The organism is Microcoleus sp. LEGE 07076 (assembly GCF_015207455.1).
Taxonomy (GTDB): Bacteria; Cyanobacteriota; Cyanobacteriia; order Cyanobacteriales; family Microcoleaceae; genus Microcoleus.
In genome coordinates, this window is the sequence record NZ_JADEWV010000002.1 from 23,973 (window position 1) to 45,156 (window position 21,184).

18 protein-coding genes and 1 pseudogene are annotated in these 21,184 nt (G+C 45.7%); 7 read left to right on the plus strand and 12 right to left on the minus strand.

The features are described 5' to 3' along the window. Positions 1–13 precede the first annotated feature (13 nt). A complete protein-coding gene (locus IQ270_RS00560) occupies positions 14–877 on the minus strand; it encodes an S-adenosyl-l-methionine hydroxide adenosyltransferase family protein (RefSeq protein ID WP_193970950.1) in 864 nt (287 codons plus the stop codon). An 18-nt stretch (positions 878–895) separates the two neighbouring features. On the opposite strand from IQ270_RS00560, the gene IQ270_RS00565 reads away from it, so the two are divergent. Continuing rightward, positions 896–1,747 carry a DUF3598 family protein gene (locus tag IQ270_RS00565; RefSeq protein ID WP_193970952.1) on the plus strand — a complete coding sequence of 284 codons (852 nt, stop codon included), beginning with the start codon at positions 896–898 and terminating at the stop codon, positions 1,745–1,747. Positions 1,748–1,974: 227 nt separating this feature from the next. Here the strand turns inward: IQ270_RS00565 and IQ270_RS00570 are convergent, their stop codons facing one another. From IQ270_RS00570 to IQ270_RS00580, 3 genes are all read right to left on the minus strand, one after another. Then, entirely contained in the window at positions 1,975–2,652 is a 678-nt protein-coding gene (locus IQ270_RS00570; RefSeq protein WP_193970954.1) for a GIY-YIG nuclease family protein, read from the minus strand. Positions 2,653–2,801: 149 nt separating this feature from the next. Continuing rightward, positions 2,802–3,665: an aldo/keto reductase gene (locus IQ270_RS00575; protein ID WP_193970956.1), complete on the minus strand. Its 864-nt coding sequence runs from the start codon at positions 3,663–3,665 to the stop codon at positions 2,802–2,804. Between the two features lie 236 nt (positions 3,666–3,901). Next, positions 3,902–4,696 (minus strand): ABC transporter permease, encoded by a 795-nt coding sequence (locus IQ270_RS00580; RefSeq protein WP_339384133.1) that lies wholly within the window; start codon positions 4,694–4,696, stop codon positions 3,902–3,904. 548 nt (positions 4,697–5,244) lie between these two features. Between IQ270_RS00580 and IQ270_RS32165 the strand changes: the two genes are divergently transcribed. Beyond that, a complete protein-coding gene (locus tag IQ270_RS32165; protein ID WP_339384134.1) occupies positions 5,245–6,231 on the plus strand; it encodes a radical SAM protein in 987 nt (328 codons plus the stop codon). 215 nt (positions 6,232–6,446) lie between these two features. Here the strand turns inward: IQ270_RS32165 and ndk are convergent, their stop codons facing one another. Continuing rightward, positions 6,447–6,896 carry a nucleoside-diphosphate kinase gene (gene ndk, locus IQ270_RS00590; protein WP_193970958.1) on the minus strand — a complete coding sequence of 150 codons (450 nt, stop codon included), beginning with the start codon at positions 6,894–6,896 and terminating at the stop codon, positions 6,447–6,449. 321 nt (positions 6,897–7,217) lie between these two features. Between ndk and IQ270_RS00595 the strand changes: the two genes are divergently transcribed. Next, positions 7,218–7,976 carry a hypothetical protein gene (locus IQ270_RS00595; RefSeq protein ID WP_193970960.1) on the plus strand — a complete coding sequence of 253 codons (759 nt, stop codon included), beginning with the start codon at positions 7,218–7,220 and terminating at the stop codon, positions 7,974–7,976. 166 nt (positions 7,977–8,142) lie between these two features. On the opposite strand, the gene proB is transcribed toward IQ270_RS00595, so the two are convergent. The 7 genes from proB to IQ270_RS00630 all read right to left on the minus strand — a co-directional run bounded on the left by proB (position 8,143) and on the right by IQ270_RS00630 (position 16,481). After that, complete coding sequence (proB, locus tag IQ270_RS00600; protein ID WP_193970962.1) at positions 8,143–9,252, minus strand: glutamate 5-kinase; 1,110 nt, start codon at positions 9,250–9,252, stop codon at positions 8,143–8,145. A gap of 406 nt (positions 9,253–9,658) precedes the next feature. Then, complete coding sequence (locus tag IQ270_RS00605; protein ID WP_193970964.1) at positions 9,659–10,180, minus strand: YqeG family HAD IIIA-type phosphatase; 522 nt, start codon at positions 10,178–10,180, stop codon at positions 9,659–9,661. Positions 10,181–10,315: 135 nt separating this feature from the next. Continuing rightward, positions 10,316–11,440, minus strand: coding sequence for an endolytic transglycosylase MltG (gene mltG / locus IQ270_RS00610; protein ID WP_193970965.1), 1,125 nt, complete (start codon positions 11,438–11,440; stop codon positions 10,316–10,318). A gap of 247 nt (positions 11,441–11,687) precedes the next feature. After that, positions 11,688–12,263, minus strand: coding sequence for a DUF3727 domain-containing protein (locus tag IQ270_RS00615; RefSeq protein WP_193970967.1), 576 nt, complete (start codon positions 12,261–12,263; stop codon positions 11,688–11,690). A gap of 718 nt (positions 12,264–12,981) precedes the next feature. Then, entirely contained in the window at positions 12,982–13,455 is a 474-nt protein-coding gene (gene ruvX, locus IQ270_RS00620) for a Holliday junction resolvase RuvX (RefSeq protein WP_193970969.1), read from the minus strand. Between the two features lie 218 nt (positions 13,456–13,673). Next, positions 13,674–14,990, minus strand: a complete 1,317-nt coding sequence (locus IQ270_RS00625) for a GNAT family N-acetyltransferase (protein WP_193970971.1) — start codon at positions 14,988–14,990, stop codon at positions 13,674–13,676. A gap of 303 nt (positions 14,991–15,293) precedes the next feature. After that, a complete protein-coding gene (locus IQ270_RS00630) occupies positions 15,294–16,481 on the minus strand; it encodes a F420-0:Gamma-glutamyl ligase (protein ID WP_193970973.1) in 1,188 nt (395 codons plus the stop codon). A gap of 217 nt (positions 16,482–16,698) precedes the next feature. Between IQ270_RS00630 and IQ270_RS00635 the strand changes: the two are divergent. The 4 genes and pseudogenes from IQ270_RS00635 to IQ270_RS00650 all read left to right on the plus strand — a co-directional run bounded on the left by IQ270_RS00635 (position 16,699) and on the right by IQ270_RS00650 (position 21,174). Next, positions 16,699–17,115, plus strand: a pseudogene (locus tag IQ270_RS00635) (XisH family protein). Next, a complete protein-coding gene (locus IQ270_RS00640; RefSeq protein WP_193970975.1) occupies positions 17,103–17,471 on the plus strand; it encodes a XisI protein in 369 nt (122 codons plus the stop codon). The pseudogene IQ270_RS00635 and the gene IQ270_RS00640 overlap by 13 nt, the downstream one beginning before the upstream one ends. 46 nt (positions 17,472–17,517) lie before the next feature. After that, entirely contained in the window at positions 17,518–17,889 is a 372-nt protein-coding gene (locus IQ270_RS00645; RefSeq protein ID WP_193970977.1) for an SH3 domain-containing protein, read from the plus strand. Positions 17,890–18,357: 468 nt separating this feature from the next. Then, complete coding sequence (locus tag IQ270_RS00650) at positions 18,358–21,174, plus strand: ATP-binding protein (RefSeq protein WP_193970979.1); 2,817 nt, start codon at positions 18,358–18,360, stop codon at positions 21,172–21,174. Positions 21,175–21,184 lie beyond the last annotated feature (10 nt).

Genomic DNA, 21,184 nt, shown 5'->3' on the forward strand with positions numbered 1-21,184 from the left:
CAGATTGCGCTACCTATCTGTAAATTATTTGTACTTTATCTCCCAATTCTAGCTGCAAGACAGATTGAGCGCTGCCGCCGCAAACGGCAATTTCTACCCAACCGTCAGAACCAGTTATGGCAATTAAATCCCCTGGCTTGCTGTCGCTGTAGGTTTTACCGCTGGGGATGCAAATTGCATCAAAATTATTGCTAATTGTGACTGACCAATTGTTCCCTGTAATGCAATTAGTCGGGATATTTGTAATTAGATTACCGAAGCGATCGCAATATTGAACGCAACCTTCGATACCTGTGGCTGTAACGGTACAATTTGGTATCTGTAGCTGCACTAAACTTGCAGGGTCTATCTGCTCTCCCAACTCCTCCAACCGCACCCCATTCGCCAAATGAGCGCCCGCAGCAGCGAAAATATCGCGGCCGTGAAAAGTGCTGCTGGGTTCAGGTGTGCGCCAGTATTTAGAATTAGTCAGTTCGACGGCGGCGATCCTCTTCGTTGGCGCAGCCCCCGTAGGGGCGGGCTTTCCTTCGGATCGCTTCGCTAACGCTAACGCCCTTTCCCGATTCAACACTCCGCTAAACAAGCCGTTATCCGGCCCGACAAGGAAGCAATTAGCACATTTAATGGCGATCGCCCTTCTGCTACTTCCTACCCCCGGATCGACGACAGCAACGTGCACCGTTTCCGCTGGAAAATAAGCAAAAGCAGTCATCAAACAAAACCTGGCCGCCGCAATATTTTGAGATGGTATTTGGTGCGTAATGTCAATCACTTTGAGTTCAGGGTTGATTTGGGCGATCGTACCTTTCATCACTCCCACATAAACATCACTCAATCCAAAATCCGTCAGTAGAGTTATAATTCTATTTTTAGACATATATCAAAAGGTAAAAATATGGGATCGCAATGGGAAAACTTTCTGCAAAATATGGGAGAATGGCACGGTTCCTTCACTCAGCTATCAGCGCGAGGAGAGGTAATTCAAGATACTCCCAGCATTATTTCTCTCGAAGGACTCAATGACAACAAAACAGTGCGTTTAAAACTCCAGCGCTTTTCCCCAAATCCTAGTGGCGGCGAACCGGAAGTTAGCGAACTTGTTCGAGAATATCAGAATTTGGGACGGGATATCCTGTTTTTTGAGGATGGAGATTTTTGTCAGGGTAGTATTCAATTAGCGCCTTATTCTGAGTTTGGTGCCGAGTTTGGTTTTATCTACAACTATCGGCGGTTGCGCTTCGTTCAACTCTACAATACCGACGGTCATTTATCCAAACTCACCTTAATTCGCGAAAAACAGCTTGATAAAAATATCCCCGAACGTCCCCCTTTAACTGTTGATGCTTTGCTGGGAGAATGGGAGGGCGAAGCCGTGACAATGTATCCAGACTCGCGAAATCCTGATTCCTATTCTACAAATTTACAATTGCATTTGGATGCAGCCGATCGCCTCATGCAAAAAATCACTTTTGGCGATAGTCTCAATCCTCAGATTATCGCTTCTAGCGCCAGGATTGACGGTTCGGTTCTCTATTTTAACGAAGGTTCTGCGCCGATGCAAGTGGTGTTGCTTCCTGACGGCGGTTCTTGTACAATACCCGTGAAAGTTGAATTCAGAAAGCCTACTTTTTTTGAGGCTGGTTGGTTGGTTGAACCGAATTTGCGATTTCGGATGATGCGAAGTTATAACGATCGGGGTGAATGGATCAGTTTGACTTTAATTAAAGAACGGAAAATTAGTCATTAGTCACTAGGGGCGGTGCCAAGAGTGCCCGCCCTCAAGCGTCAGTAGTCGTAGGTTGCGTCGCCACCTCTAATCCCTAAAAAAATCGACTTTTCGAGCAGCGACGCACCTTAGCATTAGTCCGCGGTCATGATATCATGCCTAGTCGATTGCTTTTGAAAAAGTTTGTAGTAAGGACTTTAGTCCTTATTTACTATAATTGAGGACTAAAGTCTTCACTACAAACCTTTTTAGGAAGCAGATTTTGTTTCTTGGGTTTGCGACTGAATCACAGCACTCCAATCATCATTGTCAACCGCAGATTCTAAATCCTTACCGCGTTCTGCATCACTTTTTGTTGCTGTTTCTAACTCTTTGGTAAGAGTGGAATCAGCCATTGCTTTACGCAATTTTAGCTTCTTTTCTTCATAAGCTTTTTGTTCGTCAGCAGACATAGCAGCGCGGGCTGCTGCACCTACCGTACTCGCCCACATTTCGCTGTCTGCGCCGTTTCCAGGGGGAATGCTGCCGAGTTCTGCTATCCAAGAATCGCGCAAGTTTTCCATTTCTTCCCGCTTGGGAAATTTGAAAGTTTGCACGCGCAGAAATGCACAATTTTCGCTGCCATTTTGGGCGATGTGACCGTTGAGAGAAAGCAGGATATTTCGCGAATAACCTATATACTGAGTTTGATGGGAATTGTCGATTACGGCATAAACACCGGCGACTTTGGCGTTAGTTGCCAAATCTCGCCACGTATCGATCGCCATTATTTGCGTTCCGTCATTTTCTAATGCCGGAATTGCCGCGACTGCGCTGTGTTCTGAGTCGGAACTGTATAAAAAATTGTGCAGTCCTTCATGGGCTACAGGTACGTTTTGATGTTCGATTGGTACATCTTGACTGACATTTACTGGATTGACTTCCATAAAACCAACTTCCTCAAAAACTGTAAGTTTACGAATTAAATCCCGCTTTCAGGGGCGGGAGCGGGGGCCGAGCCCTACTCCCCACTATAAAATTCTCTTTGTGGAACAGGCCCGAAAGCCTGTTCTCTTGTTTTTTTGCCCTTATCTACTTAACTTACGGCTATTTGTTGGATTTCCGCGTCAGTTAATTTAACTTCGATCGCCCGCACGGAGTCTTCGATACTCGATATTTTTGTCGCAGCCGGAATCGGCACGACGCAAGGAGATTTTGCCATCAACCAAGCTAATACTATACAGTAAACTGAAACCTCTTTTTCTGCCGCTAATTTGGCGATCGCAGGTATATCTTGCAAGCTGGTGACGCGGCGGCTTCCCCCCAAAGGACTCCAGGGAAAAAATGTCAGTTTTTCTGCTTCGCAATATTCCAGTACGCCGTCGGATTCCGGCTGTCTGTGCCACGGATTGTACTGATTCTGCACCGAGACAATTTCTACTGTATCGCGGGCGCGTTTGATCTGCTCTACAGAAAAATTGGAAACTCCAACAAATCGAATCATTCCTGCTTCTACTGCTTCTTTTGCCGGTGCTAGGGCTGCTTCGATTGTATAGCCCGGATCGGGCGAGTGATACTGCCAAAGGTCGATCGGCTTCTCGCCGCCAAGCGCTTCAAAACTTTCCCGAATTGTCTGGCGCAAATGGTGGGGATTGCCGTTGCGCGTCCAAGCACCTTGAGGCCGCATTAAGCCGCCTTTAGTGGCGACAGTAACAGCCCGAATATCTCCGGTGTACTCTTGCAAAGCTTTAGCAATCAGGTGCTCGTTGTGGTGTTTGTCGGATTCATCTTCGCAGTAAGAATCTGCCGTATCAATCAGCGTGACACCCAAATCCAGGGCGCGATGAATTACCGCAATTGCTTGCGATTCAGGCGGCCGGCCGCTTAACGACATCGGCATACCTCCCAGACCGATCGCGCCGATGTTAAAATTAGTGTTTCCCAGTTTTTTTGTTTTCATTCGTTAGCCCTCGTTTCCGTAGTTTCTTGAGAGTTTAGATTTCAAGGATATCTTGAAATTTTACATTTTTTTTTCCGAATATAAGTAGAGGCAGATTTTTTTCTATATTTTTTATGTAAGCTGTACCGTATTTGAATTTACAGATCGACTATTCCCCACTCCTCAAACCTTCTCCCCCTCTCCCCCTCAAACATCACAGACAATCTCTTGCTGCGCTGCCAACCTTAGCTGCTTACTCAACTCGAAGCGCTGGTGTAAAAGCGGAGTGCAAATTGCCAGAAGTAGCGGGAGAAAAATAACAGCCCGATCGCCAAAACACCCGCCCCTGCGATCCAAACAATTTCACCTCTGCCCAGCATGGCTTCTGCCGGCACAGTAGTCAAGAAAGCAACGGGAACTACAAAAGTGAAGAAAAATCGATAAGCTGCGGGATAAGCTGCCATTGGAAATCTACCCGCTTCCAACAATCCTCTGAGCACTTCAGTAACGTTGTAAATCTTGACAAACCAAATGCTGGTTGCACCTAACATAAACCAGATACTGTAAAGAGTAACAGTTCCGAATAACAGCGGTATTGCTGTTAAAAAATAGTTGCCAATTCCGACTTCCAACTTATTAGCAGCATACAGCAGCAGTGCCGCGCCGAAGATTAAATCTGGGATTCCCCAAGGAGAAACTGTGTTTGCAGACAGCCAGAATTGGGAATTGATGGGTTTGAGAAGTACGAAATCCAGAGTACCTTGCTGCACTCGATCGACAATACGGCTGAGGTTCGGTGCCAAAAAAGTTGAGGAAAACCCCTGCAAAATCGTAAAAATCCCGAGTACAACTAAAGCTTCTTCCCATGAATAGCCCGAAAACCTGTAGCCTGTACGGTAAAACAAAAACAGTCCGAACCAACTACCAGCCAGGTTTCCGAGGCTGCTGAGGGCTGCGAGGACAAAGTTGATCCGGTATTCGAGCTCCGCAGAGATCGCCGCACCCCAAAACAATTTCAGTACCTGCAAATATCGTCCCATGTTTGTCGCCATTTTTTGCGGTTGAAATACTTAAATTTTCTCTGATTGTAAAGCTTGTATAAAGCCAAGTGCTGTGCGGTCGATCGTTTCACTATAACAATAAATTATTGATGTCGCTTAGTTAAGTATTTTTACTGACACGCAGTATTAAGTTTGTTTACAACAAAGTTACACAAAAACTACACTTATCTATTTAAGTGCATTTCAAACTCATATATTTCGGCAAGTATTAAGCATATTTGATGTTTTAACAACAAGTATGGCTAAACAGATTAGAAATACTGATATGTTACAACTCTTCATATTATAAAATTTTGAAAACCATCTAGCCATACCCAGAACCAACACTTAGGATGGTGCATACGTACTCGCAAGGAATACGTAACGAGCAATACGTAATCATACGTATAAAAATCACTGAGAAATCACTTCAATAAATCAACTTAAGTAAGAACACGTAAGGAAAACAAGACATGGATGCTTTAACATTATCCAGACTGGGCGTCAAGCACACCAAGAGTGCAGTAGCCTAATCGCTCAGGATTAATACAGGATTCGACGTGACAACCCCAGTCACTTTTTACGGAATTGTTAACGAACACTGCAATGTTAAATGCCGCCAGTGCGAGTATTGGCGGCTCAAAGAATATAAAGACGAAATGACGATCGAAGATTGGGAAAAAGCCTTATTGAGCGTCAAAGAATTTGTCGGCGAATTTTCCATCAACTTTAGCGGGGGCGAACCTTATATTAAAAAAGGTTTTCTAGACTTGCTAGCTTTTGCCAACAAAAATGGCATTCACGCCGGCGTAACCACCAACGGTTATTGCATGACCAAGGAAAATGCTGCTAAAACTGTGGCGGCGCGTCCTTTTAATGTGAATATGTCCGTTGACGGGCCGAATGCAGAATTGCACGATTATTTGCGCGGTCAACCCGGATTGTTCGATCGGCTTTCCAAAGGAATCGGTTATCTGCGAGCTGAACAAGAAAAACAAAACGTCCTGTTTCCCATCAACGTCAAACCCACTATCAATCGGCTCAACTTCCGCCACCTAGAGGAAATTGTAACCTGGGCTCAGGGAATTGGAGCGACGACGGTGAACTTCCAACCAGTCAACCGCTGGACACCAGAAACCTACTCGGAATTGTGGATTGAAAAAGAAGACGTGGAGGAATTTTCACAAGTCATTGAGCGCTTAATTGAGATGAAGAAAAATGGCGCGCCAATTATGAACAGCGATGAAGTATTGCGTTTGATGGTGCCTCACTTTGCAGAAGAAAAAGCTCCCGATTCAACTCGTCCTTGTCGCGTTGGACTGCGTAATTACTGGATTGATACGCGCGGCGACGTGAAATTGTGCGATGAGTTTCCGGTGATTGGAAACGTGAAAGAGGAAAGCGCCCGTGCGATTTGGTATGGCGAAAAAGCCCAGGAAGTCCGCCGCGATACTTTGAATTGCGGCAAGCTTTGTCTGATTACTTGCGTCTCGCAAAAGACGATTTTCGACAAGGTGAAAATGGGGATGAAGTTATTGAAGAATTAACTTTGTTAATATCCGGGGCGGGTTGATTTCTCGCCGCCGAGAAACCGGGTTTTTGCAACAAATCTCGGTTTAGTACCACAAATCTAGAAAGAAACCCGGTTTCTGGGAGGCGGCCAGAAACCGGGTTTCTGCGACAAATCTCGGTTTAGTACCACAAATCTAGAAAGAAACCCGGTTTCTGGGATTGAGGTGCGATTTTTTGGAGAATATCAAAACTACTCCACAATCCAAGGAGTTAAACAAGGAGTCCAACTACTCAATTCTTCAGCTTTGAACCACAGGCTAATTTCCTGGTTCGCAGTTTCCACAGCATCAGAACCGTGAATGATATTGCGGCCGACATTCACAGCCAAATCGCCACGAATTGTTCCCGGTTCAGAATTCAGAGGATTTGTAGCGCCAATCATTTTTCTCGCCGAGGCCACAACGCCGGATCCTTCCCACACCATCGCCACCATCGGCCCGGAAGTGATGAAGTCTACCAGTCCCGCAAAAAATGGTCTTTCTTTGTGTACGGCGTAATGCTGTTCGGCTAGTTCGCGACTCGCCGTGATTAGCTTCATCCCAACTAGCGTGAAGCCTTTGGCTTCAAAACGACCGATAATTTCGCCGACGAGTCCGCGCTGTACGCCGTCGGGCTTAATCGCTAAAAAAGTCCGTTCCAAGATTAACTCCTATTATTTTCTTAACCGATCCAAAAGACAGAGTAGCTCAGAATGCACCTAAAGGCAATTCTGAAAATATAAAATAGTTATTTTAAAATTTACGCAGAACCTTTATCTGTTGGGTGATGATAGCTGCAACTTACTCCTATTTTGAAACTTGCTAGGATCCAAATCACAATATTTGGTGACTAAAAACACGCTTAGGTGCGATTTTAATTACAAATATCTACGATCTAAAACACAAATATTTGGGATTGACCAGATAGATAATTAAGGGAGGTACTAACATTGTATTGAAAACTCTTACTGTGGCACGAAACTATGAAAGAGATTGTAGCATTCATCGACAAAAAAAAGCAACTATTCACAAAATTGCCTTTATTTGAATTTTTAGCTAATAAACACATTCACCCGAATCAACGACTAATTTTTGCACCTTTACTCGCTCCTTTTGCTGTGGGGTTGAGCGACTTGAATAAGTACGTCCTCCGAGAATCTTCTAGCAACAACAAGGTTCAGGAATTGATTAACAAGTATACTTATAAAGAAAACTACTATTGGCACGGGTATCTGCAACATTTAGAGACATTGGGATTTAACCAATTAATGAGTTGCGGGGACTTCAGATTGCTTTGGGGTGAAGAAACTCAAAAAACTCGATCGCTGTGTTCGGTGCTCGAACGCTACGCTTGGAAAGCCTCTCCGGTTCAGAAACTGGTGTTAGTCGAAGTTTTGCAAGGAACCGCCACAGTTTTTTTTGAGGCGGCGCTAGCAGTGGTAATGGAATTACAACAAGTTACCAATAAAGAATATGTTTATTTTGGAGGAGGTTATGTGGGTTTGGAAAATGAGCGCATTTTAAATACACCTGAAATGTTGCAGGTTTTGGCGGAGATAGAACTTACTGAGTCGGAACAGCAAGCAGCTTTAGAATTAGTAGAAAATGTATTTGAATTATTTACAGAAGCGATGAAAGAGCTGTTCGGACACAGCAAAACAAATTCTTGTAATACTGTGCTGCAAGTGTCGTCAATTTCTGCGATCGATCGCGCTTTCGACTGTTTGGATGTTTGTCAATAGTCATCTGCACATAAACCTGTTCAAAACAGGCTGTCCGACCTGTTCTACAATCATTATTGGAGATGTCTATAGCGGTTCGATCGCGTCGTGAGGTATGCCCGATTCCCGATTCCCGATTCCCGATGCCCGACACCACCTCAAATGAGATATCGAAATGCCATAACGCTCAAACAATTACTAAATTATCTCGGTGTACCGCTGTTTCTACGCCTGCATAGCCTAAAATTTTAGCAATTTTATCTGACTTGCAGCCCTGGATTTGTGTTAATTCTAAACTGCTATAATTCACAAGTCCTCTGGCAATTTCCTTGCCTTCTGTGTCGCACAACTGCACGGAATCATCAGCTTGAAATTCTCCTTCTACTCGCGCAATACCGGCCGCTAACAGGGATTTTCCGCTGTGGGAAATTGCCTTGACAGCACCGGCATCTAAATACAGTTTTCCTGCTGGAATTAGCACGTTGGCTATCCAGTGTTTGCGAGCGTTTACAGGGCGAGGTTGCGGCTCGAATTGAGTGCCGATCGACTCTCCGTTAAGTATTTTCTCGATATTACCAGGAAAGCAGCCGTTTGTGATGACAGTCCGCACTCCCGATGCTGTGGCTATTCTGGCGGCTTCAATTTTGGTCACCATTCCGCCGGTTCCCCAACCGCTGCGGGAATCTCCTGTTTTTACCTGAAATTCTGTGAGCTGTGCCATATTTTGGACTAGGGCGATCGGCTGCGCGTCGGGATTGCTGCGCGGATCTGCCGAATACAGCCGATCGACATCTGTGAGCACGAACAGCCAATCTGCTTCTACCAAACTCGCTACTAGCGCCGAAAGCGTGTCGTTATCGCCAAATTTGAGTTCGTCTACCGCTACAGTATCGTTCTCGTTGACGATCGGAATCACGCCCAACCGTAGCAGTTGCCCAAACGTATTGCAAGCATTAACATAACCGTTGCGCTGCACTAAATCGCCTCTGGTGAGCAATACTTGGGCGATCGGCTGTTGTAGAGTAGTAAACAAGTCATCGTACACGCGCATCAGCCGCCCTTGGCCCACGGCAGCCACAGCTTGTTTCAGAGCAATATTTCGCGGGCGTTCCGTCAAACCCAAGCGCGCGCAGCCCACTCCAACCGCACCAGAAGAAACCAAAACTACTCGATGGCCGATCTGCCGCAGACCTGCTAAAATTTCGACTAATGCAGCAATAGTTGAGAGAGCTAAGTTTCCGGTAGTCGATCGAGTCAGGGTCGAAGTTCCTATTTTAACAACAATAGTTTTAGTCATTTGTTATTTGTTATTTGTTGTTTGTTATTTGTTATTTGTTATTTGTTATGACAATCAGAGCTTTTTTATTTAATTGCGATCGAGTTCCAAACGGCCTATTCATAAACAATATTTCAAATTAATTACTAATATACCTCTCCAATAACTATTGTGGAACAGGCATCCTGCCTGTTCCAAACAGGCTTTTTATGATATGTCTAATCACTGATGATACCAAATCCGGGTAATATATGATTCGGCGGTTGAAACCGCGTCTACACAAACGATGTCGGCCTGCGCCGACTGGTTCATAAAGGGTATCCAAAACCCGAATTTGGTATGACTGCTAACTACTAACCAGTTACCAATGACTAATGACAACTAACTACTGACTACTGACTACTGACTACTGACTACTGACTAATGACTAATCTTTAATTTTCAGAGATGCCCCCAAAGCTTGAGAAACCCATACTTCAAAAGAGCGCACCGGATACTTGCGAAGCGCATAGCCAGCATCAACCATTGGCTCGACTAAAATAGTAAACATACCCAAACGATTGCCGGCCAAAACATCAGTAAACAGCCGATCGCCCACCATCGCCACCTGTTCCACCTGCAAATTCATCGCCGTCACAGCTTTTCGCAACTTGCGGCGCGACGGTTTAGCAGCACCCGTGATGTAAGGTAGATTCAAAGACTCAGCAATTCTACCGATCCGAGTTTCACTTAAATTATTGCTCGCCAACCACAGCGATACTATCGGTTTAATTTCTTCCACCCACAGGCTGAGTTCGGGAGAAGCATTCATTGATGTAATCGGAACGAGAGTTTCGTCTACATCCAAAACTAATCCTTTAATCTGATATTCCTGCAGAATATCTGCCGTTAAATTCACAATCGAATTGCCTAAAACTAAGTCAGGCTGTAATAGTTTACCCCAAGTCATAATGATTTTAGATTTTAGATTAAAGAATCGAGAAATAAGAAATTGGAAGTTAAAGATTTAAAAAGTAAAAAATCAAAAGCGAGCGTTATTGCTTTTGCTTTGTTACTTTTTACTTATGTGTTAGTGATTGCCAATCTATTGACCCGATCGCACTTTTTGGTCAACTTGAGCCACAGCAGCATTGTGTTCCGCCAGAGTGCGGCTGAAAATGTGAGTGCCATCGTACCGAGCCATAAAATACAGATATTCCGTATTTTCAGGAACCAGAGTCGCTGACAAACTGGCGATTCCCGGAGACGCGATCGGAGTTGGTGGCAGCCCTACGTTGAGATAAGTATTGTAAGGAGAAGGCGTTTCCACCTGCTTAAAAGTCAAAGGCTTCTCCTTAGTTTGCCTGATGCCGAGGGCATATTCAACTGTAGGATCGGATCCCAAGGGCATATTATTTTTCAGACGGTTGTTGAACACCCCTGAAATGAGATTGCGCTCGCTCGCCACCACAGCTTCTTTTTCCACAATACTAGCCAGCGTTACCCACTCTTTTAAAGAAAGCTTAGTATTGTTCTGATTTTTTTGATATACCGGTAAAGCCAAGCGCTCGAAACGATCGAGCATTTGTTCGATCGCAGCTTCCGGGCTAACGGCATCGCCGTCTAGCTGATAAGTATCCGGGTACAAAAACCCTTCCAAATGAGGCAAGCCGCTCGGTAGCCAAGGGTACTTAGCGTAGGGAACTTGACTCGCCGCCGCCAAAAAATCCCGAGCCGGGAAAAAACCTTGGGCTTCAAAATAAGCGCTCATTTGTTGCATTGACCACCCTTCTGGAATCGTGAAACTCTGCTGTGCGACTTCACCTTTCCAAATTTTCTCAGCTACCGCACTCAGAGGTTGAGTCGGCGACAGTTGGTAAGTTCCGGCTTTAAAATCTCCGTCGCGGTTTTGCATCGTCAGCCAGCGGGCCCACATATTCCATGCTCCTGCCGATCGAATTAAGCCCGCAGCTTCCAAATCCTGCCCGATTTTTTGACTGGAAGTACCGGGGGGGATTTGGACTGTCACAGCAGCCTCATCTCCTGGTGTAGTTGACGTTTCAGCGATTTTAGGAGGGGCAGAAGCCCAGCTCCACCAAGCCCAGCCCTGCCAAGCGCAAATTCCCCAAATTACTGGCAGCAAGGCCAGATAAAACAACCATTTAGAAAATTGCGGAGTAGCTTTTCGGCTCTCTCGCGGGCTGCTTTTTGTCAGTTGTTGTTTGCTCATAGTCCGTTGTCCTGGATAATCGAGGGTTAACTAGCGACTAATGACTGATGACCTGCGATTGATGACCGAAAAGTTACGAATACAAGCCCTTTAAAAGACTCTATTCATGTGGCCCAATTCAAAAGCCCGATCGCGAAGGCAGAAGCGGCCATAAGAGAAAAAGTTCGCTCGGGCGAGCAGTTTACTTTTAATAAAATCGTAAAAAATGCTGCTTTTTGCCCTCTGGTCTTCAGCCTGCTATTTAGAGCTAATCAAGCTCGTCAAAAAACTGGTCTTCTAGCATGGGCAACATCGGTTCCAGCCTTTGGAATTCTTCTTCCGAGAGCAATTCTGGCTTGCCGTCATCATTGATTCGAGCCAAGATAAAGAACGGGTCCAGAGGCGTATAAATGGCATATTCCTGTTCTTCGTGATAGAAGCTGGTCAGCCACATCAGTTCCTCAAAGTCCGACTCCTCATCAGCATCGGCCTCCGGCGCCAAATCCTCCTCGGGAAATTCCGGCAATTCGCCAACCACAGTCAGTGTCACCGCCGTGCGCCGGAGTGTCAAGTTCTGCTCTTGCAGAACAACTTTAGCAATATCAAAAATTTTGTCAATTTCGGTCTCGTCTTCTACAGGAATTGCTGATTCGTCAGTTTCGTCTCCGTGCCAAGTAAAAATTTCTACCGGAGAGTCGATCGGAATCAGCAAAGCGTATTCTTGACCTTCTAGGTTCATCGAATGCTCTATGTTGCAAGTGAGCGAGCGCCCTAATTCATCCGTCAGGGTGACGGACTCTTCGTTGGAACTGCCATTCTCTTTGCGGTTTGGGGATGAGGACATCGCGTCTATCTTAATTTTCCGTCAATATTTCAGTAATGTTTGCTTGACAATTGGGAGTTTTCATCTTCGATCTTCTGGTGGCGCGGGCGATCGCCAGTCCACAAGCTTAAACCGCGAGACTCGCGGCATTTTCCACGCGGAGAGTGCAGCGTTTAAATTTCAGTCGAGTCCAGAGCGATACTGAAGACAAATCACAATTTTGTGCTGCTTCAGTACCGAGGGTACAGCGAAATTTTCTCAAGTATGTCAACGGTTACAGGTGTGCGTAGCAAACTTGCACAACTTAGGATATCACGCCTTCGTTAAAAGCTATCACCGAAAAACGAGCCCGGCGTGCCCCTGGCTTTAGACACGGGGAGGAAGTCGGCTGCGGTTTCAACCGCCTTCAATATTTCTTTACACAACTGATTGAAAGGTTGGATTAGAATTAGATTGCAAGTAAAACAACCATCTATGTGTTGAAACACTCTAGTATCGGAGAAATCCCGGCACAGTGAGCCACCACACTCCTTGAGGAGTAGTAAGCCTGTATAACTGACAAGTAATGGCAGAGTGTGAAGCGTACCTATCTGGCATTGTGATGGATTATGAAAGCAAACACAATTTAAAAGTAAGCGCAATTGCAATACCCTTTATACTGGTAGTTGTTTTGAGCGTATAGATGTGCTTTGATAACGCCTTTGAGAGTTTTCGGATTCATTCAAGAATCCCCGTGGCTTCAGCCCTGGGGAGTATCAAGATTGGGAACGGAGGCGATATTTTGTCTTCTGCTGTCCAACCACCGCTGCAAAATCAGGGCCGCTGCTTTGCGGTCGATCGATCCCTTATTTTGTGACAGCGGAATCCCTTGTGCTTTGATCAATTCCTCTGCCTCAACCGAAGTCAGGCGCTCATCTACGTATTCTAGGGGGAGTTCTAAGGCCTCGGCGATGCGGCCAGCATATTTCTGCACTTGTCGCGCTTGATTGCCCAATTCTCCGTTCATGGAGTAGGGCAAGCCTGCAACCAAAATTTTCACTCCGCGCGCTCGGACGAGCTCTCGCAGACAAGCTACATCGCGATCGAAGGACGATCGCACTAGAGTAGTAATCCCCGTAGCGATTAAACCTGTTCCGTCACACCCGGCGATGCCGACTCGTTTGCTGCCGATATCTAATCCGAGGGCTGAAATCCATAATTTTTGGTTGGACATCAATCAATTTTAGATTTTAGATTTTAGATTTTAGATTTTAGATTTACTTACAAACAAAAAATTAAGCATCGTCAAAAGCGCGAAGGAAGAAGCACAAAAGTTGAGTTTTTTCAGTTTGTAGTAAGGACTTTAGTCCTCTGTTTTTTGCGGACGGTCGTCCTCACTACAAACCGTTTTGATGCGATTCATCTAGCGGACATTCGATCGGGAATTAATTTCTATTCTGGCGCGCCGTCTTGAGGCAATTCCGGCAACTTCAGAGGCAAAATGCTGTTGGCCTCTGTTGCTGCTGATTCGGAATTTTGGTCGTTCAAGGGGTTAATTCGATCGGCTTTACCGTTTCCAGACTCCGCCAAAAATGGTTTGATTTCAGACGAAACGGGTCTTGCTGTTGCTTCAGGGGCGATCGGGCCGAGCCAGGACATTCTGCCCGGTACTGGTTTGCGAGTTGGCTGGAAGCTCTGCAACACTTCTGAGAGTTGGAGTCCTTCGAGAGAGACTAATTTGGACTCGCGCAATTTGTGCCACACCGATCGAGACATCAGCAAACTGTGTTCCACGCGCACGGCTCCAAATTGCTCTAAATAAGCTTCGCGTTCGGGTTGATAGTCAGCCGAAGCTACTTGCAGGCTTTGAACTGGGAAGTCTTGAACCAGGCGCGCCATCTGGGATAGCAGTTCTGGGTACAGCCAAGTGTATGCCGGGTGTACGGTCAACTGGGCGACGTGCGGTTGGTGGCCGTTGCGGGATAGCTGCACCTGAAAATAGCCGATCGCTGCTTTGCGCTGCGGTTCAAATACGTAGCCACTGACTACCTCTGTTTTTCCCAGCCACTGTTTGACACCTTCGACTAAAGCGCCGAAAAAACTGGTTTTGAAGTCTTGAATGTGCCGATCGAATACTTGGCGCACCAAGGGCGGCATTGACGCGGTATCGAGTTGGTACAGCAATTGAGCGTCGGCGTTGCTCACCGGCAGCAGGTTGGGCAAATCTGGCGTTGAGTTTGCCATCAATTGCAGGCGTTCCGGGGCGATCGTCCAGTAAGTCATCTGGGCCAACGGCTGAAACCCGTTCTGCCGATACAAAGCCAGGGAGGTTTTGTCGCCGACATTCACCTCCAGCAGCCAAGTCCGTGCTTCCCAGACTGCCTCAAAGCAGTACCGCAGCAGCATTGAACCAATGCCTTTGCTCCGGGCTTCTGGGTCTACTCCGATGCGATCGATCCGCCAAGTGCTGCGGGTGCGGTTGAAAGGAGAAATCTGAATTATGCCTTTAACTTTACCCTCTTCTTCAGCAACGTGGGCGCGAAATACCGACTGGCCAGTGTTTGGAAACAAGCTAAAAATTTTCAGCAGTCCGTACCACCGACGAATCTGCTGCAATTTTCTACCCAGTACCAAGTCACAGCTTGCGCCCTTGCGGTTTTCTGGATTTTCGGCTGTTTCCGTGCACAGTTGTTCCATCGCCTCGATGTCGCGGTACTGAAACTGGCGAATCACAACCTGGTTTTGGTTTTGAGAGCTAAATGAAGTCATATAGAAATTCTCAAGTAAGGTATAAATTGGTTATTGGTTATTGGTTATTGGTTATTGGTTATTGGTTATTGGTTATTGGTTATTGGTTATTGGTTGGCGAGTCCCTCACGAAAGTTGAGAACCGTAATAGCACGAAACAGGACAACAAAAATTAAAAAATCAAAGATATTTAAGAAAGGGGAAGAGTTAGGGAAGTTTTGATTTTTGAGTTCAAAACTTAGAACTTTTAATTCTTCACCCTTTCTCGGTCGATCTAAAATTAAAAATTTCAAATCATTTGTTTGAATTTTTAATTTTCAGTTTTCAACTCAAGATTTCGCTCGGCAGAGGTCGAATCAATACGACCGGTGTTCGCTCGTCAGCATTCCCGGCTGGGTTGCTGTGCAAGGCTTGCTCTAAAAATGTTACCGATAAATCGGAGGTCGCTGCTAATATCTTAACTGCTTTCAAGTCGTTAGCGTCTACGATCGCTGCGGCAAGTCCGGTTTCTCGTTGGATTTCTTCTACAACTTGCTGGGGATTGTCCGGGCCTAGGACAATAAATTGGTCGAAGGGAGGCAAAGTTCCCGTAACGTCGTCAATCAGCCTGGCTTGTTCTCCTGCTAGTTGGTAAAAGACTCCCGGTTTACCCAATATTTTAGCCACAGCGCCGATCGCAAATGCCGCGACTACGCGCCCTGGGCCGACTACATCAACCAATGTCTGCATTCCGCAAGCTGTGGCCAAACTCGACGTGGGCAAGAAAAACAAGCAAACTCGCTTGGCTGCCCATCCGGGTTTGACTTCGCTGGGATGGCGGTAGCGCCCCTGCATCAAAGCTAGGGGAGTTTCTGCCAGAGCAACAATATCGCCTTTCTGGGCGCGCGGCACCACGTAACGCTTGACAATTTCGACCGGATCGTCTAGTTCGGCCAGTATGTGGGTGCGAATTGGCAAGACTTCGGCAACTCCGACATTGCGGGCGGTGGGTACGGTGTCGGAGTTGGGAAATTGCAGCGGGACTACTACGTTGCGGACTTTGGGGATGCGCCCGCCCGGGCCGTAGGTGATGAAATGTATTTGCACCCAAGCTGACTGCAATTTGCTTAAATCTTGCCCTTGAATTTCTACAGAAACTTTAATTTTCGTGGTTTTTTTGGCTTTAACAATATAGCCGAACCAGTAATCGTCTGCTCTTGCTTTTGCGTCTTCGTGACAAGGAATCACTTTTGTCTGGGAAGTGACGCCATCCAAACTTGCATCTGACAGCAGTTTCACCTGTGCGCGCACATCTGGCAACATCACCTCAAACCGCTGTGTCAGGTTGCGGAACTCCATTTCTCCCACCAAAAGATATCGGTTGGGTTCGTTTATGGCTAAGTGCCATTCTCCGGCTGTAAGTTCTAGTTTATTTGGACTCCCAGTCCGGCGATAGTTCAACTCTAGGCCCAATCCGCCCAATGCTAGCAGCGAACCGGCTGCTGCGATTCCTGTTGCTAAAGTCTCAATCACTCAAATCACCGCCAATAATATTTTGTGTTTACTTTAGTCGATCTCGGGTACTTCGAGATCCGATCCGGCAGTAATTGGATTTGCAGGCTTGGCTGGCGGCGATTCTTGCGTCTGTGGCGGGCTGTGGGGATGGGGTGTGCGATCGCACTTTGGGATGCACCTCCCGGGCGAGATCCCTTGAGTTAAAATGTAGAATATCAAATTACCTCGTCTCGCGATGCCAGCTAAAGATATCTACCATGATGCAGTCAAGCAAGCACTGATTAAAGATGGCTGGCTGATAGTTACTGAAAACTATGTGCTGGAATATGGCGGGGATAAACTCTATCCAGATATTGCGGCCGAAAAGTCGATCGCAGCAGAATTGCAGGGACGAAAAATTATTGTTGAGGTGAAGAGTTTTTTAGGGCGATCTTTCATGAACGATCTAGAAGGCGCTGTAGGGCAGTATATCATTTACCGCAATATCTTACAAGCCTAGCAATCCGAGTATGAGTTGTATTTGGCCATAGCCAACACAGTTTATAACGGTGGCTTTCAGAAGAAAATTGCCAAATTAATTGTTGAAACTAATCGAGTAAAATTGCTAGTTTTTGACCCGGAAGGGGAGGTAGTTGAGCGATGGAAAAATTAGATTATTATCGTCATTTGATTCGGAAAGTTTTAACTGATTATTATGAGTTGGACGCAAAATCTACCGATTTAACGCTAGAAAGTGCGCTGATTTTTGACGAAAGGCACGACCATTATTTATTGATGGTAATGGGTTGGGAGGGACAAGAACGGATTAAGGTCAATACTATTCACGTGCGATTGCGGGATGGCAAAATTTGGATTGAGGAGGATTGGACAGAAGATGGGGTGGTGACAGATTTGTTGCAGGCTGGGGTTTCGCGGGAAGAGATTGTTTTGGCGTTTCATCCACCGCATTTACGGCAATATACAGAGTTTGCGATCGCAAACATTGTGCAATTCCATCTCACCATCTAACCTAATTCGCTCGTATTAATCTCACAAATCAGTTTTGGTATCAAAGATGAAACCCGTACAAATTTGCGTTCTCATGCTTATAGAAATCGCCACTCTTGCTATCTTCACTCCCAAGAGTGCAAGCGCTCAATCCATCACAGACAAAAGCTGCGTCGCCGATATTGTAGGTGAAGATATTGGCTCACAAGTTAATATCAGATCGGGTGCGGGAAGCATTTTTAGCGTTGTAGGCACTGTCTCGGTAGGAAATCTAGTCATTGTCGCCAATGACGACCAAAATAAAAGTGCTGTCGTATCTCCACTCAGTCGCAAAGATAGTGAAGGAAATGTCTGGTATTTGACGACAAGATTGAGAGCAAGTGAGTACAAAGGTTGGATCAAAGCAGACTTTTTGAAACTCAGATGTCCTAATCCCTAGGTGTGGCGATCAACAAGAAGAGGCACTTTGCACGCACTCTCTCTTTTATTTTACTTTAAATATGCGATCGCCCCAAACAACTCTCGATCGCACTTATCTGAGTCTATGTACTTAAGTATTCGTCACTAACACTCAAGTATCAATTGGGCAAAAATCCTACGAGAATCTCCTGATATTTATTTAGCAGGAAATCGCGAACAAGACTTAGAGGACGCGCTTACCTCATCAACCTCGTTTCTCCGATGAACTTAGAGAAGCTTAGAGAAGTCCTGCTGTGCGGGCGAGGTATTAAATTAATTGCAAAAAATATTGGCTTAAACCATTTTTGGGTTAATATCGATCCATAACCACAAATTAGGTGATACTAAAATAAGAGCGATCGCCCGATCGATGTCTATAAAAAAACAGCTCGCCTAAGTGTAGTCGAACAAAAATAATATCCGCCTCACTGCGATAACGAGTTGCCCTATGTCATCACCCCAGCCTTCAATCCTCAATAAACTGATTAGTAATGTACCGCTGCGAACCGTGTTAATTGTCCCTTTCGTACTACAAATCATCGGGGCGGTCGGCATTGTTGGTTACTTGTCTTTTCGCAACGGACAGAAAGCAGTCAACGATTTGGCATCTCAACTGCGGACAGAAGTCAGCAGCCGCATTAACCAGCATCTAGACAGCCAACTCAATACAGCGCGTCATCTTGCAGAAATCAACGGCGATGCTGTCGATCTCGGATTGCTAGACTACCAGAATTCAAAACAGCTAGGACAGTTTTTCTGGCAGCAGTTGCAAAATTACAATTTCGGCTATATTGGCTTTGCTTTTACCTCTGGTGATTTTGCAGGCGCTGGGCGTTTTTTTGAAGACAATCGCGTCACTGTTGATGAAGTTTCTCTGTCACGCAATGCCAACCGTAATTGGTATATTTTCAACACCGACACAAACGGAAATCGTACAAATCTTGCTATTAATAATGGAGTATATATTGCCAAACAAGAAGGGTGGTACGTGCAGACAGCTCTAGCAGGAAAACCCACATGGAGCCTTTATCAGTGGCAGTCTCCACCTTACACGCTTTCTGTTGCGGCAAACCGACCGGTATACAATAAAAATAGGCAATTAATTGGCGTAATTGGAGTTGACCAACGCCTTACACAAATTAGCGATTTTTTGCGTAATTTAAATGTTAGTCGTTCCGGTAGAATCTTCATTATCGAACGGAGCGGGCTGATTGTTGCCTCCTCCAGTTTAGAGAAACCTTTCACAATTGTCAGCGAAAAAGCGCAGCGACTAGCGGCAATTAACAGCAGCGATTTGTTAATTGCTAATACTGCTCAGTACCTGAAGAATCGCTTTGAGAATTTTTCTCAAATCAAACAAGGTCAGCAGATTGAATTTATGTGGAAAGGTCAGCGTCAGTTTGTCCAAATTTCACCCTGGAAAGACGAGTGGGGATTGGATTGGTTGGTAGTTGTGGCGGTTCCTGAATCCGATTTTATGGGGCAAATTAATGCTAATACTCGCACCACGATTCTATTCTGTATCGGCGCTTTAATTGTGGCGACGATTGTGGGTTTTTATACTTCCCGCGTGATTGCTGAGCCGATCGCAAAATTGAGCAAAGCATCACAGGATCTCGCCTCCGGAAAGTTCGTTAGCGAAGCCCTCGAAGAGGATCGCACTGTGGAATTCTCCGGTAAGAATGAACTGGGTGTGCTTTCGGAATCTTTCAACGATATGGCGCAGCAACTGCGCGACTCTTTTACAACCCTCGAAAACACCAACGCGGAGCTCGAACAGCGCGTCGAAGAACGCACCGTCGAACTCAAAATTGCCAAAGAAATGGCAGACGGTGCTAACCGCGCCAAAAGCGAATTTTTGGCTAACATGAGCCACGAATTGCGAACTCCCCTCAACGGCATTTTAGGCTACGCGCAAATTCTCCAGCGCAGCGAACCGATGACGCAAAAAGGACGCGGCGGCGTTGATATTATTTATCAGTGCGGTTCGCACCTGCTAACGCTGATTAATGATGTGTTGGATTTGTCGAAAATTGAAGCCCGGAAACTCGAATTGCATTCCACTGCCTTTCACCTACCTTCATTCATCCAAGGTGTTGCCGAAATCTGCATGATTCGCGCCCAGGAAAAGGAAATTAGCTTTGATTTGCAGATTGATTCGCAACTCCCGACGGGGGTTTGCGCTGACGAGAAACGTTTGCGGCAAGTGCTGTTGAATTTGCTGGGAAATGCGGTTAAGTTCACGGAAACAGGCGGAGTGATATTTCAGGTTAATGTAATTAAAGATGCTGAGTTTCCAGATTCAAGTTCTCCGTTAGATGGAATTGAAAAAATATACAAAATTAGGTTCAGAGTTGAAGATACAGGCCCGGGAATGACACCAGTACAAGTTGATAAAATATTTCTACCTTTTGAGCAAGTAGGTGAGCTGAAAAAACAATCGGAAGGCACCGGATTGGGACTCGCGATCAGTCAAAAGATTGTGGGTTTGATGCAGAGTGAAATTGCGATCGACAGCCGTGCAGGAGTGGGCAGTATTTTTTCCTTTGAAGTGTCGCTCCCGGAGGCGCAAAATTGGGCCGAGAGTTCGAGAATCGTCGAACAGGGGGCTGTTTTGGGTTACGAAGGTGAAAAACGCAAAATTTTGGTGGTGGATGACAGGTGGGAAAATCGGGGGGTGTTGGTGAACTTGCTAGAACCGATCGGCTTTAAGATGATTGAAGCGGCTGATGGTAAGGAAGGACTCGAGATCGCTTTAACCACCGCACCGGATTTAATTCTCACGGATTTAGCCATGCCGGTGATGGACGGATTCGAGTTTTTACACCAAATCCGCGCTCATCCTCAACTGCGAGATGCGATCGTGTTAGTGTCGTCTGCAAGCGTGTTTGAGATCGATCGCCAAAAGAGCTTGGATGCAGGCGGAAATGATTTTTTGCCAAAACCAGTGCAAGCAGATGTATTGCTCGGCTTACTTCAAAAATATTTGCAACTGGAGTGGGTATATGACGACACAATAACTCTGGGTAAAAAAGCGCAAAATCCGATGCCAAATGAAATGCAGATTCCGGCGATCGAGATTTTGCAGTTGTTAAACGAACAAGCTGAAGCAGGCGATTTGGACACAGTAATCGAGATTGCCGAGCAAATTCAAACAGCGAATCCAGAACACGCGATTTTTGCCCAAAAAATACTCGTTTTAGCCGAAAAATTCCAAGTCAAAGAGCTGCTGGCATTGATTCAGGAATATTTATCACAAGCATAAGGAAAATATC